The sequence below is a fragment of the Parasphingorhabdus halotolerans genome, assembly GCF_012516475.1.
GTDB classification, from domain to species: Bacteria; Pseudomonadota; Alphaproteobacteria; order Sphingomonadales; family Sphingomonadaceae; genus Parasphingorhabdus; species Parasphingorhabdus halotolerans.
The window spans coordinates 1914308-1929727 of record NZ_CP051217.1 but is presented as its reverse complement, the minus strand read 5'-3'; the positions used below and the strand labels follow the sequence as shown (position 1 = coordinate 1929727).

At 54.1% G+C, this 15420-nt stretch carries 15 protein-coding genes; 11 read left to right on the top strand and 4 right to left on the bottom strand.

Going from position 1 to position 15420, the window contains the following annotated elements:
• Positions 1-53 precede the first annotated feature (53 nt).
• A complete protein-coding gene (locus HF685_RS09525) occupies positions 54-1184 on the top strand; it encodes a zinc-binding dehydrogenase (RefSeq protein ID WP_168819565.1) in 1131 nt (376 codons plus the stop codon).
• Here HF685_RS09525 and HF685_RS09520 read toward each other — a convergent pair whose 3' ends face one another.
• Positions 1185-2360 carry a CaiB/BaiF CoA transferase family protein gene (locus HF685_RS09520; protein WP_168819564.1) on the bottom strand — a complete coding sequence of 392 codons (1176 nt, stop codon included), beginning with the start codon at positions 2358-2360 and terminating at the stop codon, positions 1185-1187.
• Positions 2357-2635: a beta/alpha barrel domain-containing protein gene (locus HF685_RS09515; RefSeq protein WP_343040041.1), complete on the bottom strand. Its 279-nt coding sequence runs from the start codon at positions 2633-2635 to the stop codon at positions 2357-2359. The genes HF685_RS09520 and HF685_RS09515 overlap by 4 nt, the downstream gene beginning before the upstream one ends.
• A gap of 319 nt (positions 2636-2954) precedes the next feature.
• Between HF685_RS09515 and HF685_RS09510 the strand changes: the two genes are divergently transcribed.
• Positions 2955-3425: a hypothetical protein gene (locus HF685_RS09510; RefSeq protein ID WP_246218566.1), complete on the top strand. Its 471-nt coding sequence runs from the start codon at positions 2955-2957 to the stop codon at positions 3423-3425.
• 94 nt (positions 3426-3519) lie between these two features.
• On the opposite strand, the gene HF685_RS09505 is transcribed toward HF685_RS09510, so the two are convergent.
• Entirely contained in the window at positions 3520-4428 is a 909-nt protein-coding gene (locus HF685_RS09505; protein ID WP_168819563.1) for a DUF1838 family protein, read from the bottom strand.
• Positions 4429-4551: 123 nt separating this feature from the next.
• Here HF685_RS09505 and HF685_RS09500 point away from each other — a divergent pair, with 123 nt between their 5' ends.
• The 5 genes from HF685_RS09500 to HF685_RS09480 all read left to right on the top strand — a co-directional run bounded on the left by HF685_RS09500 (position 4552) and on the right by HF685_RS09480 (position 9487).
• A complete protein-coding gene (locus HF685_RS09500) occupies positions 4552-5379 on the top strand; it encodes an HpcH/HpaI aldolase/citrate lyase family protein (RefSeq protein WP_168819562.1) in 828 nt (275 codons plus the stop codon).
• Positions 5380-5414: 35 nt separating this feature from the next.
• Positions 5415-5924 (top strand): MaoC family dehydratase, encoded by a 510-nt coding sequence (locus tag HF685_RS09495; protein WP_168819561.1) that lies wholly within the window; start codon positions 5415-5417, stop codon positions 5922-5924.
• A 63-nt stretch (positions 5925-5987) separates the two neighbouring features.
• Positions 5988-7193 carry an acyl-CoA dehydrogenase family protein gene (locus HF685_RS09490; protein WP_168819560.1) on the top strand — a complete coding sequence of 402 codons (1206 nt, stop codon included), beginning with the start codon at positions 5988-5990 and terminating at the stop codon, positions 7191-7193.
• The gene (locus tag HF685_RS09485) at positions 7190-8398 is read left to right on the top strand and encodes a CaiB/BaiF CoA transferase family protein (protein WP_168819558.1); all 1209 of its coding nucleotides are present in this window, start codon (positions 7190-7192) and stop codon (positions 8396-8398) included. Before HF685_RS09490 ends, HF685_RS09485 begins: the two co-directional genes overlap by 4 nt.
• Before the next feature lie 6 nt (positions 8399-8404).
• Positions 8405-9487: a CaiB/BaiF CoA transferase family protein gene (locus HF685_RS09480; protein WP_168819556.1), complete on the top strand. Its 1083-nt coding sequence runs from the start codon at positions 8405-8407 to the stop codon at positions 9485-9487.
• Between the two features lie 11 nt (positions 9488-9498).
• Here the strand turns inward: HF685_RS09480 and HF685_RS09475 are convergent, their stop codons facing one another.
• On the bottom strand, positions 9499-10278 hold the full coding sequence (locus HF685_RS09475; protein WP_168819554.1) for a GntR family transcriptional regulator: 780 nt from the start codon (positions 10276-10278) through the stop codon (positions 9499-9501).
• Positions 10279-10304: 26 nt separating this feature from the next.
• Here HF685_RS09475 and HF685_RS09470 point away from each other — a divergent pair, with 26 nt between their 5' ends.
• Genes HF685_RS09470 through HF685_RS09455 form a run of 4 tightly spaced genes read left to right on the top strand, consistent with a single transcriptional unit; the run spans position 10305 to position 15419 of the window.
• On the top strand, positions 10305-11549 hold the full coding sequence (locus HF685_RS09470) for an MmgE/PrpD family protein (protein ID WP_168819552.1): 1245 nt from the start codon (positions 10305-10307) through the stop codon (positions 11547-11549).
• Complete coding sequence (locus HF685_RS09465) at positions 11546-12853, top strand: MmgE/PrpD family protein (RefSeq protein WP_168819551.1); 1308 nt, start codon at positions 11546-11548, stop codon at positions 12851-12853. The genes HF685_RS09470 and HF685_RS09465 overlap by 4 nt, the downstream gene beginning before the upstream one ends.
• On the top strand, positions 12850-14211 hold the full coding sequence (locus HF685_RS09460) for a phenylacetate--CoA ligase family protein (protein WP_168819549.1): 1362 nt from the start codon (positions 12850-12852) through the stop codon (positions 14209-14211). Before HF685_RS09465 ends, HF685_RS09460 begins: the two co-directional genes overlap by 4 nt.
• An 8-nt stretch (positions 14212-14219) precedes the next feature.
• Entirely contained in the window at positions 14220-15419 is a 1200-nt protein-coding gene (locus tag HF685_RS09455) for an amidase (protein WP_168819547.1), read from the top strand.
• The last annotated feature ends 1 nt before the right edge of the window (position 15420 follow it).

Here is a 15420-nt window from a genome sequence, read left to right as displayed (position 1 = left end):
TAGGCCGATATTAGAGGTTGTAAAACGCAACCTATAATAGCGGAGAGACGAACATGACCACCGGCCTTCAAATGCAATCCACCCTTCACGAAAATGGCACTTTAGAACTGGCGCTGGCCAAGGTCGATTTTCCGGCTCCGGCAGAGGGCGAAGTGCTGGTACGGATGGAAGCCTCGCCGATCAATCCTTCTGATCACGGTGTCATGTTTGGCCCCGCTGATGTTGGCAAAGCAACATCAAGTGGCGATGGTGCTGACCGCGTTTTGTCCGCTCCCGTGGCACCTGCGCACATGGCGCGCTTCAAGGCGCGTGTTGGCCAGGCCCTGACAGTCGGCAATGAGGGCGCTGGCGTCGTTGTGGAGGCGGGCTCGAGCGATGCTGCTCAGGCGCTTGTGGGCAAGACAGTCGCCATTTTGGGCGGCGGGATGTACGCGCAATATCGCGTGGTTCCGGCGATGATGTGTTTGCCACTGCCCGATGATGCAACGGCGAAAGATGGCGCATCCTGTTTCGTTAATCCGCTTACCGCGCTTGCTATGGTCGAAACGATGAAGATGGAAGGTCACACCGCGCTGGTGCATACGGCTGCGGCTTCCAATCTGGGTCAGATGCTCAATAAAATCTGCATCGCCGACGGTGTTGATCTGGTGAACATCGTGCGCAAGCAAGAACAAGCCGATATCTTAAAAGGCATTGGCGCAAAATATATCTGCGATAGCAGTTCGGACAGCTTCATGGCGGATCTCACCGATGCGCTGCATGAAACCGGTGCAACCATTGCATTTGACGCCATCGGCGGTGGTGATACAGCCAGCAATATTCTCACGGCAATGGAGCAGGCTGCCGCGCGCACGCCTTCGCAATATAGTATCTATGGCTCGACCCATCACAAGCAGGTTTATCTCTACGGCAGTCTGGATTTCTCGCCGACCACCTTGAACCGCGCTTACGGCATGGCTTGGGGCGTGGGTGGATTCTTGCTCCCGAATTTCCTCGCCAAAGTCGGACAGGATAAAGGCAATGAAATGCGCGCCCGTGTTGCGCGCGAACTGAAAACCACTTTTGCCAGCAGCTACACGCAGGAGCTGAGCCTGGCTGAGGCGCTGGATTCGGACATGGCGCGGCAATATAATGCCAAGACGACCGGTGAAAAATATCTGATGTGCCCACAAAAGGGGGTTTGATTAACCGACGGAACCGCTTGTCCGGAGGCGCGCGATAGCATCCTGATCAAACCCTAGACCGGTGAGCAACATATCCGTATGTGCGCCGGTCTCGGGAAGGGTGTCCGGCGCGTTGAGCCGCGCGCCGCTCATCTCAATCGGCAGCGCGGGAAGTTTGGTCTTGCTGCCGTCCGCCATGGTCACCTCTTCGAGCCCGCCGCTGGCATTGAGATGAGGATCATCAAACATATCTTCCGGCCGCGCGATGGGAGCAAAAGGCAAACCAGTGCCTTCCAGCTTGGCAATCAGCTCATCGCGTTTGTAGGCTAAAACCAGCTCGCGAATTTGTGGCATGATCCGGTCGCGCGCGGCAACGCGGTTGTTGTTTTCTCGGATGCTTTCGTCCGCCCAAAGCTCGTCCAGCGCAAACAGCTTGCAGAATTTCTCCCACAATGCGTCCGTAACAACGCCGATAAAAATCGGATCGTCTTGCGTCTGGAAAACATCGTAAATGGCCCAGGCAGAAATCCGTGCAGGCATCGGGTCAGCGGCTTTGCCGGTCACCGCCATCTGCGCCATATGCTGACCAATGAGATAGATTGTCGTCTCAAATAGCGAGCTTTGTACCCTCTGGCCTTTGCCTGTACGGTGGCGTTCTTCGACAGCAGCCAAGATTGCAATAACGCCGAACATTCCGCCAGTGACATCGATAACGCTGGAGCCCGCGCGTAATGGTTGGCCGGGAGGGCCGGTCATATAGGCAAGGCCGCCCATCATCTGGGCGACTTCGTCCAGCGCGGTGCGGTTTTCATAAGGCCCGGGGAGGAAACCTTTTTCGGATGCGTAGATCAGGCGTTCATTGTCTTTGGAAAGCGCTTCATATCCTAGCCCAAGCCTGTCCATCGCGCCGGGGCGGTAATTTTCGACCAAAATGTCTGCGCCCGCTACCAGTTTTTTCGCCACTTCCAACCCGTCCGGGTCTTTGAGGTTGACCGATATGCTTTGCTTGTGGCGGTTATACATCGGGAAATAACCAGAGCCCGAGCCAACCAGATTGCGGGTACGATCACCGCCAATCGGTTCCACCCGGACCACCTCTGCGCCGAGCGAGGCAAGGATCGCGCCGACTGCTGGTCCCATAACCATATGGGTAAATTCAATAACCTTTAAACCAGCCAATGGGGTTGGTTGAGTCATGCCGCCGCTTTCTGCGATGCTTGTGAAAATCCCAATGGAAGTCCAGCATCGGGCGTAAACCCGTATAAAGGCTCGCCGGGTAATGCCTCTGCAATAATCTCCCGCACTTTCAGGAGTTTTTCGAGATTAATGCCGGTATTGATGCCCATGGCTTCCAGCATGAACACGAGATCTTCGGTGACGATATTGCCCGATGCACCAGGCGCGAACGGGCAACCGCCGAGACCGCCGAGCGACGCGTCAAACGTGGTTATGCCTTCTTCGAGACCGGCCATGACATTGGCGAGCCCTAGTCCCGGGTGTTGTGGAGGTGCAGCGTGTTAAGCTTATCGTTACCGCTTGCTGGCTTACATCGTTGCCCTGTGCGGCGCGGGGGAAGCTCCCTGTGTCGTACACTGACAGGAAATGCATCAGTTTCTGCGGGTCCATCGAGGGTTTGATAAAGCGGGCTCTGAGGTTTGGTTCTTTCATGGCTGCTCCTCTTTTGCCATTCAGATACAATCATTGGACGTGCAAAGTCCAACATTGGTTGTTAGTCGCCTCAAACTAACTCGACTAAGCGGCATTTGGTATTTCTGTTTCGGGAAGTGGAATATGGACGTGAAGCACAAGCCTATGTTGGTGGAGATTATGCCAGCCATGCTGAAACATGCCGGGATCTGGGAAGGCGTTTACCGCCACGTCGATGAAGATAATGTCGAAGTTGATCGCCACAGGGCGCGGGTCGAGTGTATTTTCCCCAATGATGGACCGCTTGCCTATATCCAGAAAAATCATTTCACTTGGGATGACGGGCGGGAATATCGCGCTACTCTGGAAGGCGTGTTACGTGACGGAAAGCTCTGGTGGGATAACGATAGATTTGACGGGTGCAGCTGGGAAACAGAATTTCGCCTGATCTTGCTCAACCTGAACCGGAAAGATGATCCTGGCGCCAATTTCTATGAAATAATCTGTATGGGCGATGATGGAAACCACCGGGCCCGGACCTGGCACTGGTTCAAGGATGGAAAGCTATTCAATCGGACATTGTGTGATGAGCGGAGGATAGCGACGGCTATATAAAAAACCGGGACCCGACTTGATTGGAAGCAGGTCAAAAAAAGAGGCCGGTTTTTACACCGGCCCCAAGGGAGAAAACTCTTCCGATCATTTGCGACTATTTATTGTTCTTCGCCGCTTCGCGCTCCTTGTCGACCATTTTCTTGAACACTGTCCACGTGGTTTCATTGGGACGCGGATCATCTCCGGGCGGAGGCTTATTATACTCCGGATGGTTAAGCGCAATCTCGTCTTTGATGACCTTGGGCAGCTCATCGTAGCTTTTCAGCTTTGCGCCCATCGCATTGAAGACCATCTGGCCCTGCCGCCCGCGCATTTTCATCCACGGCATCCAGTCAGAAATGCGAACCCAGCTGACGGTCGGATAGGCGGTGGGGTTTTTGGTATCCAGCATTTCATCGGCGAGCATCGCAAAATCAAAGATTTCCATGGCGTGATATTTATTTCCAACATAATCCTGATAATCACCGGCGAGAACATTGTGATAGAATAATGGCACTTCAAAGGGCATGAATAGCCACTTTCCCTGACGCCGAAGCGTTGAAATTTGGTGTGGTTTTCCATCTTCCGAGTACGGGTAGTTCGGTCGGCTATTAACCGGATCATTGGCGATGTGCATGACTTTCACGGTTTCCCCGGTCCATGGATTTTCCCATGTCCGCAAAACTTCGTTCGTCTCTGGATCGAGGTAAAACATCACCTCTCGGCTCACTTGCCGATAACCTGTTCCGCGTTTGGGGTCCGTAATTTTCACGCATTGCCGGATGTTCATCCCTTCCCCATTGAACAAATGGCGGTCCGGTTCGCCCTCAACCCGCGAATAAACTTTTCCTGACCAGTGATAAACCGCCGGGACGCCATCAGCCACGCCGCATTGGACCCGTTTGGATATCTCCAGCGCATCTTCGGCTTTGGTTGGGTCCAATGTGCGTGCAGCAACCGATGCACTCGCGGTCATCGCTATTGCCGTAGCCGCAGCGCAACCAGTTGTTAAAAACCGTTTCATATCCCGAATCTCCTTGCAATAAACTACATTTATTTTCAATTTCCGGTTGACTTTAGATTTGTCCGGACAAATTGTGAAGAGGCAATTTGTAATTTCCACGAATAGGCCGCAGATAAGGACAATATGACCAGTTTTACCAACTTTCTTTTTGTGCCGGCGAGTCGCCCGGAACGTTTTGAAAAGTCGGCTTCCAGCGGTGCTGATCTGATTTGCATTGATCTGGAGGACTCGGTGCCGCCAGATCAAAAGGATGAAGCGCGCGCGTGTGTACTGGACGCTTTGGTCAAATTGGATCGCTCAAAAACCGCTGTCCGGATCAACGGACTAAAAACTTTGGCCGGTCTCAAAGATCTTCTGGCATTGTCATCTGCGTCATCTGCGTCATCTGCGGAGGTTCTTCCGTCGCTTATATTTATCCCCATGGTCGAAAGTGCCAGCGAAGTTGAAATCGTTCGGTCCCTATTGGGTGACAGCGTGGATGGGTTGGTACCGCTCATCGAGACGGTGAAGGGTCTGCGAAACGGGGACGCGATCGCAGCAAGCGATGGCGTGACCGCGATGATGTTTGGTGGCGGTGATTTTTCCTCCGAACTGGGAATAAAACTGGAATGGGAGCCGCTGCTTGCAGCGCGGGGTTCTTTTATAATGTGCTGCGCGTCTGCTCAAGTCATGGCCGTTGATGTGCCGTATATTGATATGGGCAACGAAGCCGGACTTGCCGAGGAATGCGCCCGCGCCAAGGCTTTGGGTTTCCACGCCAAGGCGGCCATTCACCCGAAACAACTATCGGCAATTCAGACGGCGATGAAGCCGAGTGAGGCAGAAATTGCAGAAGCGCGTGATGCGATAGCGGCATTTGAAGCCGCTGGCCGCCGTGCGATTAGTCATAATGGCCGTATGCTGGAAGCGCCGGTCATGGCACGATATCGCAAGATTGTTGCTGCGGCGTAATTTGAGTTTGAAATTGATTATTAAGGGAAAAAGATATGCGTGATGGAGTAATTGAAGTTAGCCCGGGTCGGTTCCGGGAAACGTTTGGCCGTTATTTTGAAGATTTCGAAGTGGGACATATCTATGAGCACCGTCCCGGCCGGACGATTACCGATACCGACAATGTGCATTTCACGTTGCTGACAATGAATACGCATCCGGTGCATTTTGATTATGAATTTGCCAAGAACACCGAATTCAAGAAACCGCTTATCTGTTCGCCTTTGACCGTTGCATTGATGGTCGGCATGAGCGTTTCAGATACCAGCCAGAAGGCGGTTGCCAACCTGGGTTGGGACAAGATCAAGATGACCAAGCCTATGTTCCCGGGCGATACGCTTTATGCTGAAAGCGAAGTACTGGAAAAGCGCGAGTCTTCATCACGACCTGAGCAAGGAATTGTGACGATCAAAACTATTGGTAAAAACCAGCATGATGACATTGTGTGCACATTTGAGCGGACAATGCTGATCTGGAAGCGCGGTTTCGGCAATGCCGACGACTAGAAAAGTTCAAGAACGATACCGCCGCTATGATGCGGACAAAAATTGACTTGCAGGAGTAAGACTATGGCCAGTTCAGCGGCTAGTACAGTACAGGTGCCAACTGAAGAATTTATCCCCGGGACAATCGATCCCGACGATGAACGGGCGTTCATGGATGCGATCGAAAAATGGGTTGAGGGCGAAGTCAGACCGGTGGTCATGGAGCATGATCATGGCGATATCTGGCCAGAAAAACTCGTCGGCCAAATGGCTGAAATGGGTCTATTTGGCGCAACCATCGGTCAGGAGTATGGCGGGCTCGGTCTGCCAGCGACAACCTATGCGAAGATTGTGACTTATATATCCTCTTACTGGATGGCGATTACCGGCATCTTCAATTCGCACCTGATCATGGCCGCAGCGGTTGAACGGTTTGGCACCGAAGAGCAGAAGCTGGAATGGTTACCGAAATTTGCAACCGGTGAAATACGTGGCGGATTGGCGTTGACGGAGCCCAATGCCGGAACCGATTTACAAGCGATCCGCACGGTCGCGGTTCGGGATGGCGATGACTATGTCATCAACGGCACCAAGACCTGGATTTCCAATGGCATCAAGGGACAGTGTTTTGCGCTGCTGGTTAAAACCGATCCCAAAGCCGAGCCACGCTACAAGGGCATGAGCCTGATGATCGCGCCAAAAGGCGAGGGCTTTACGGTCGGCAAGAAATTCGAAAAACTGGGCTATAAAGGCATTGATAGCGCCGAGCTGGTGTTTGATAATTACCGCATTCCTGCAACAAACCTGATCGGCGGCGTGGAAGGCAAAGGCTTTTTCCAGGCTACTGGCGGATTGGAACTGGGCCGTATCAATGTAGCCGCACGTGGCGTCGGGCTGGCAAAGGGTTCGCTGCGGCTTGCAACGGAATATGCGCAGCTGCGCGAAACTATGGGTAAGCCGATTTGCGAGCATCAGGCAATTCAGCTCAAGCTAGGCGAAATGGTCACGCGCGCCAGGGCATCAGAACTGCTGACGACGGATGCAGCCGAAACTTATGATCGGGGCGAGCGCTGTGATATGCAGGCCGGCATGGCGAAATATTTCGCTTCTGAATCGGCCGTTCGGAATTCGGAAGAAGCCATGCGCATCCATGGTGGCTACGCCTATTCCAAGGAATATGAGATTGAGCGCTTTTACCGCGATGCGCTGCTGATGTGTATCGGCGAGGGCACCAATGAAATGCAGCGGATGATTATTTCCAAGCAATGGGTTAAGCAGAACCCGGCATGAGCCAAAAATTGAACAAGGCAAAGCAACCTCTCAAAGGCTTTCGCGTCCTTTCTGCAGAGCAATATGGTGCCGGCCCTTACGGCACCATGTTCCTCGCGCAGTTGGGTGCGGATGTTATCAAGATTGAACCGCCCAAGGGCGGCGATACGGCGCGCCATGTCGGGCCGCATTGGCTTCGGGAGCAGGAAAGTCTCTATTTTCAGAGCTTCAATCTCAACAAGCGCTCACTAACGCTTGATCTGCGCTCCGATGAAGGACGCGAAATATTGCATCGACTGGCGAAGGACGCGCACGTTATGGCCAATAATTTGCGCGGCGACGTTCCAGCGAAAATTGGTCTCGATTATGCCAGTCTGAAGGATGTGAATCCCTCAATCGTTTGCGCGCATGTATCAGCCTATGGCCGTGACAATGAGCGCGCCAAATGGCCGGGTTATGATTATCTGATGCAAGCGGAAGCCGGTTTTTGTGCACTGACCGGTGAGCCTGATGGCCCGCCGGTTCGCTTTGGTCTTTCGATGGTGGATTTTATGTCCGGCACGCAAATGGCCGTTGGTTTGCTGGCGGCTTTACTGGATGCGCAGAGATCAGGAGAAGGTTGCGATATCGATGTTGATCTGCTTTCGGCAGCGGTGCACCAGACCAGCTATCCAGCGTTGTGGTATATGAATGAGAATGACGTGACGCAGCGCATCCCTCGCGGCGCCCATCCTTCCGCCACACCAAGCCAAATGTTCAAAGCTGCCGATGGCTGGATGTTCGTGATGGCGCAAATTCCGAAATTCTGGCCGATATTATGCGACAAGATCGGCCATAGTGAACTGATCGACGATCTGCGGTTTGACACAGCGCCCAACCGGCTGACCCACCGAGCGGAACTCGGGAAGATACTGGATGATATCTTTATCCGGCATCCGGTGCAATATTGGCTTGACCTGTTGCAGGGTTTGATGCCGATTGCGCCGGTCCATGGTCTGGATCAGGCGCTTGACAATCCGTGGCTTGATACCATTGGAATGCGCGATACCATCAGCCACCCTGATCGCCCGGAAATGGATGTGCTATCAAGCCCGATCAAGGTCAACGGCGAACGTTTGCCCAATAGAGCCGGCCCGCTGCTCGGTCAGGATAGCGACGATATTCTGGGTGAACTAGGATATAGCGCCGATGCCATCGGCGACCTGCGATCCAAAGGCGTCGTCTGAGTATCAATGGGCAAGCTTTCTGGCATAAAGGTTATCGATCTCTCGCTCTTTTTGCCGGGGCCAATGCTGACGATGATGATGGCGGATCATGGCGCGGACGTGATCAAGATCGAGCCGCCAGCAGGCGACCCAGCGCGGCTGATGGAGCCAATGGAAGCAGGACAATCCGTCTGGTTCCGCAATCTTAATCGCGGCAAGCAATCGCTCGCGCTGGATCTCAAATCAGATCAAGGCCGCGACCAGCTCTGGGCATTGCTCGAACAAGCCGATGTGATGATCGAAGGTTTTCGGCCCGGCGTCATGAAGCGGCTGGGTTTTGATTATGATGCCGTTTCGGCGCACAATCCCAAAATTGTATATTGCTCGATTTCCGCCTTTGGGCAAGACGGTGAAATGGCGCATCATCCTGCGCATGATCTGGCGGTGCAGGCGCTGACGGGGTTTCTCTCGGTGAACGATGGACCAGACGGGATGCCGGTGGTTCCCGGTGTGCCATCGGCAGATATGGCGGCTGGCCTTAACGGCCTGTCGGCAGTGCTGATGGCGCTGATCGGACGGGAGAGAACCGGCACGGGCGATTATATTGATGTTGCGATGTTCGATAGTATGTTGCCGTGGAGCGCGCATATTGCCGGTTCGGCGATAGCAGGCGGAGAAGCGCCGCGTTCGCAGGCGCAACGTTCGCTCGGCGGAGCGGCCTTGTATAATGTTTACAGGACGTTGGATGGAAAACATATCGTCCTGGGCGCGCGTGAGGTGAAGTTTGCAAAGAACCTGCTTACAGCGCTGGACCGCACGGATCTCCTGCCTCTGGCCGAGATGGATGCAGGAAAACCACAGCAGCCGCTGACAGACTTCCTGCGCGGCACTTTCGCAACCTTTACCCGCGCTTACTGGATGAACTGGTTTGCCGACAAGGACGTGGCATTCGCTCCGGTGCTGGATTTTCGCGAAGCGCTGGATCAGACGTTTGTCCGCGAACGCGGGTTGCTGGTGGAGGTGGATGGCAAGCACCAGATTGCCCCGTCATTTCGTTTTGCTTCCGAAGGAAAATGGCAGCCAGCCGATGCGCCGGAGCTGGGAGAATGAGCCGGGCCGGTTCAGTCCACCTCAATATGCATCGAATAGGCAAAGCGTTCGCCCGGGTGATAGCTCGCCGAGATCTCGAAAAGACGGTCGGTCTCGTCATAATAGCAGCGCAAAATGCGCAGCACCGGATCATTCTCTTCAATGCCCAAGTCTCTGGCAAAATGTCTGGACGCCGCGATCGCCTGAATATCCTGCGTTACGCGGGTCACGGTCAGCTTGCCAAGTTCCTCAATCTGGCCAAACAATGTCGCGCCATCGACATCGATTTTGCCGACCGCATCGGCAAGCTCGGGCGTGACCCAGGCCACTGTAACGGCAATCGGACGTTTGCGTCCGGGCTTGAGCCGCTTCCCATGGAAAACAAACCATTTGCGTTTCGGGCTTATTCCAATTTGTTCTGCAATTTTGACAGGAATTTCCTGCGGATCGAGCTTCTCAAAGCTAATTGTCGTATCACGGGCATATTGGAGGATCTCGCCAACATTGCTCAGTGGTTGATGGAGTGCTCCAGCCCGGGCCGTGGCAGGCTGGACAACGGTGCCAGAACCGCGCTTGCGAGCAATCAGCCCTTCGGAGGCCAGCTTGCGCAAAGCTTCGCGCACGGTGAAACGGCTGACTCTGAACTTTTTGCAAAGCACCGATTCCGTGGGGAAATCACCAGGGTCAGGATAATCACCACGAAGAACTTCTTCACGCAATTCATCCGCCAGTTCCAGGTAACGCGGTTTCTTCTTGGAAGACTTGCTCGCCTTCGCGGCGGTCTCGACGGCAGATTGGGTTTGTCCGGACATTATTTGATCTTAAGGCGGACCGCACCATGACGCAAGAGAGCCTGACCGAGAAATTGGCCAAGCATTTGATGCGTCCGGTTGATGAAGCGACCCGGCAGCGGGCGCGGCTGCATTTGCTCGATTGGCTGGGGTGCGTTGCCGGGGCGCGGCAGAGTGATCTGGCAGAACAACAACTCGGTTACAAGGAAGAAAATATTGCCAGCAAAGCGGCTTGGCTTGGCAATATTATGGAAATGGATGATATCCACCGCTCGTCAATATTGCACCCCGGGCCTGTAATTTGGCCAACATTAATGGTTGGCGGCCAATACGCGATGGATGATATTCTGGATGCCGCGATAAAAGGATATGAAGCCACGATTGCTATTGGATCAACGTTTGATGATTGTCATTACCGGTTCTATCACAACACATCGACGGCAGGAGTTTTTGGTGCAGCGGCTGCAGTTTCATCACTCTATGGTTCGGATTTGGACAAGACTGTCTCTGCGCTGGGGTTAGCCGGTTCCGTTTCTGGGGGCTTATGGCAGATGCGCCATGAAAACACTGATGCGAAGCAATGGCACATCGAAAGAGCTTTATCTAACGGCGGAAGCGCCGGGTTTTATGCTGCGCATGGTGCCGTTGGCCCTCGGTTCATACTGGAAGGCCCGCAAGGCCTTTACGCCGCGACTTGCGAAAATCCCAAGCGAATAACTTTCCCGAGAAAGTGGCGCATCCATGAGGTGAGCTTCAAACCCTGGGGCGCTTGCCGCCATGCCCATCCCGCAATTGATGCGGCGCTGGAATTGAAAGCCAAGCTGGGTTCTCTGGACGGCGAAGTTCTTGTCGAGACCTATGCTGATGCGATCACGTTTTGCGACCGGCCAGACCCGCAAACAGTGGTGGACGCAAAATTTTCCTTGCAGCAAGCTGTTGCTGTCGTTGCCGAAAAAGGCGTGCCGGAACTGGCCGATTTTGAGCAGGATGCGATTGCCGCTTTTGCCAAAGCGCGAAGGCGGGTGACAGTCAAAGCGGCGGAGGATGTTACCGCCCGTTATCCTGAACATTATGGTGCGCGCATTACTTGCAGTGGCCAAACCTTTGATTTGGTCGACACACAGGGTGACCCTGAACGACCGCTTTCAAGAGATGGCATTATCGGCAAAGCGCGGGCGCTGATCGCTTGGGGTCGTTTGCCTGATGTGGAAGCAGACCGGGCCATCGATTTAGCCCTAAACGGTGATGATCCGGAAGCGATCCACAAAATGCTGAGAGATTGGCTATCGTGAGCCATACCCGGAAAATCCTTGATTTCGCGGCAGCAAAACATGATTTGCCCGAGGCTACCAAAGCGGCAACATTGCGTCTGCTTGGCGACACTTTGGCCGGCGGTGCGGCAGGCGCGCGTTCTGGTGAAGCGCAGGCCATGCTCCCTGCAGTGAGAGGCTGGGGTAGCGGCGATGACGCGCGGTTGCTGGGTCTCGACATGAGAATGCCATCGCCATCGGCGGCCTGGTTTAACGGGTTTGCCATCCACTGCCTCGAATGGGACGCGGTGCATGAACCTGCCGTCGTCCATGCGATGTCGGTTGTCACCGCCGCGCTGTTGGCAAGCGCAGACCGGATGAGCGGCTGCGATGTTGATGTGTTCTTGGTCGCTCTGTCAGTGGGCGTAGATATTGCCAGCGGCATGGGCGTTGCCGCGACGGGCGCGATGCAGTTTTTCCGCCCCGCAACAGCCGGTATTATCGGAGCCGCTTTGGCCGTTGCGCGTCTCGAAGGCCTGACAGAAAAGCAATATGCCGATGTTTTGGGACTCGCCTGCTCGCAAGCGGCTGGCACCATGCAGGCGCATGTCGAAGCCTCAATTGCTCTGCCCCTGCAAATCGCCAATGCCGCCCGCGCTGCCATCACGGCGGTTGATCTGGTAAAATCGGGAATGAATGGTCCGCATGATGCGCTTGAAGGTCCGTTCGGCTATTTCAAACTATTCGAACCGGGCGATCTCGCGCGTTACACCGACACTATTGGATCCAAATGGTTGATCGAAGAAGTGAGCACCAAACCCTTTCCGTCAGGTCGTGCCAGTCACGGGGTTCTGGGCGCGCTGGATGATATGTTGCGCGATGGGTCGCTTGATCCAGCGCAGGTCATTGCGGTTGATGTCGCCGCGCCGCCGCTGATCCACCGGCTTGTCGGGCGAGCCTATGAAAGAGATATGACACCCAGCTATGCGCGGCTGTGCCTGCCGTTTCTGGTGTCATTGATGCTGCGCGACGGGATCATTGATCCGCGCTGTTTTACGGCGCAAGAATTTGCCAATCCGGCGCTTGCTTCTCTGGGTGAAAAAGTGACGGTCCGGATCGACGACAATCCCGATCACAACGCCCTTGCGCCGCAACAACTGAACATCGTTCTGAAGAACCGCAGCCAGATCGAGAAAAACATCACCGACAATCTCGGAAGCCCGACGGCGCCCATGTCCGATGCGCAAACACAATCCAAACGCGATCTGGCGCACAGTCTGGCCAGCGAAGACTGTGACCCGCGTATTTTTGATAATCCTCTAGCCTATGCAATGGAGCCCCAATGAGTTTCCCAACCTATTTTGAAGCATTTGACGCCAAAGCCATGCTTGACCAATATCCGGTCGGCGATGCGTTTGTCGTACGTTATACGCATATGTCGCGTGACGAGCTTTATGCCATTCAGGACACGCAGTTCCAAAAACTGATGATACGTGGCTGGGAGATTCCATTTTACCGGCGTCTTTGGGGCAATCAGGGCATCGAGCCAGGCGACATAAAAAGCCTCGCAGATATCACCAAGCTGCCGGTCTATGACAAGAGTGACCTGATGGCGTCGGTTAACGATTTTCCGCCCTACGGAGACTTTGACGGACGGGGTGATGATCCGGTGGTTTTCCATACAACCTCGGGCACAACCGGTCGCCCCCAGCCGCTCATGTTTGGTCCCAAGGGTCGCGAGATTACGAATCTGCTTGTGGGCAGAATGTACCGCTGGATGGGACTGGGCCGCGAGGATGTGGTGCAATCGGTTTATGGTCATGGCATGATCAACGGCGGGCATTATATCCGCGAAGCTGTTACGCATTTCACCAATTCATTGTTCCTGAGCGCAGGCACGGGGATTGAAACGCGCTCGGTTAATCAGGTGAATCTCATGGCGGACTTCAACGTCACCTGCATGGTGGGATTTGTCGATTATATTCGCAAGCTGGCGGACACAGCGGCGGCGGAAAAACTGTTTGACCGGATCAAGCTTAAAATGATCATCGGTCATTTGGGGACCGAAGATCGCGCTTCAACCGAAGCTGCATGGCAGGGCGCAAAGGCTTTCGATTGGTACGGTGTGGGTGACACTGGCTCCATCGCCGGCGAAGGTCCGGAACGTGACGGCATGTATGTGTGGGAAGATGCGCAATATCTGGAATTGCTGGATGTTGACGGCGGCGCGCCGGTTGCGCCGGGTGAAACCGGCGATATGGTTGTCACCTGCCTGTTCAAGGACGATATCGCGCCATGCATCCGTTTCAACACCCATGATATTACCGAGGAGCGGACCGACACAAACGCCACCGGGATGGTGTTCAAACGCATCACCGGCTTTAAAGGCCGCAGCGATAATATGGTGAAGCTGCGCGGCATCAATATTTTTCCGCACGCGATTGGCTCGCTGATTGAAAATCAGTCAGAATTGACTGGCGAATATGTCTGCCGGGTGACCCGTGATGATGCCGGTCGCGACGATATGCACGTTACGCTTGAAAGTAGAGGAGGCAGCGACGCTACGGAAATTGCCGATCTCCTACGCAAAGGATTAGGGATAGAAGTGAAAATTTCTCTTGTCGGCGCAGGAGAAACCGCCAAAGATACACAGATCGACACAAGGCAAAAGCCGATACGGTTGATTGATGAGCGGGGTGTCTAGACGGCGGAATGATTAACTGGAAAGATCTTGAAGAGGCGAACGAGACGCTGAAGGCTTTTACGGATTTTAACGCACATGCCTATTTTGGCGAAGGTATATTTGAAGATAATACTCTGGGTGTAAAAGCCAATATTGCTGTCGAGGGATTGCCCTGGACGGCGGGTATCGGAGCCTATCGGGATAGAATAGCGAATAAAGACGCTGACGCCGTCGCAAAACTAAAATCAGCAGGCGCGGCGATTGTTGGTATCCTCAATATGGAAGAGGCTGCGCTTGGAGCCAAAACCGACAATCCGTTTTTTGGCGCTACGCAAAACCCGCATAAAATCGGATATACGCCCGGCGGCTCGTCCGGCGGCAGCGGCGCGGCGGTGGCAGCTGGAATATGCGATATCGCGCTGGGTTCCGATACTATGGGATCAGTGCGTATTCCAGCGGCCTATTGCGGCATATATGGTCTAAAGCCAACGCACGGTGCGATCAGCCAGGATGGTCTGGAGATCGCCGAAGCATCGCTTGATAGCATCGGCCCATTGGCGCGGTCGATGGAGTCATTGGAGGCCTGCTCGCGGGTTCTGATCGATTTTAATGTCCCGCGAACCATTGATAATATTATATTATTGAAAAATCTCGGCGATGTCGAATGTGAAGAGGCCGTTCTTAAGGGGTACGAAAAAGCGAAGCATCTCATGGATGCAAGCACGGAATTTTCCTTGCCTTACCCGCTCACCCGTATCCGCTATGCGGGGTTTATTTTAACATCGCTGGCACTTTCTGAATCGCTCAAGGAAACAGTTGAAACCAATCCGACAGGTGTTTCTGACAGCTTGAAATTTTTGCTCACCTTTGGTCCCGAGCGCAGCGAGGATGACCTTGCAGAAGACAGGAAAATTCTGGCTGAAACACGTGATGCGGTGATCGAAGCCGTTGGAAAATCTGGTGCGATTTTGTTGCCGACTACGCCGCAAGCGGCGTTTAGCCATGAAGACAAGGCGCCTGCCAATCAGGCGGATTTTACCTGTCTGGCAAATATTGCTGGTCTGCCGGCAATCACGATACCTTCAGGGTTGAATGAAGACGGACTTCCGGTGGCCGTACAGATAGTTGGTGCGGCTGGAAACGAAGGCGGTCTGTTTGCACTGGCTCGCAAACTGGATAACCAGCTCTTCGCCTATCGCCAGCCTGAATTTTTCATGAAACAATTTTAAG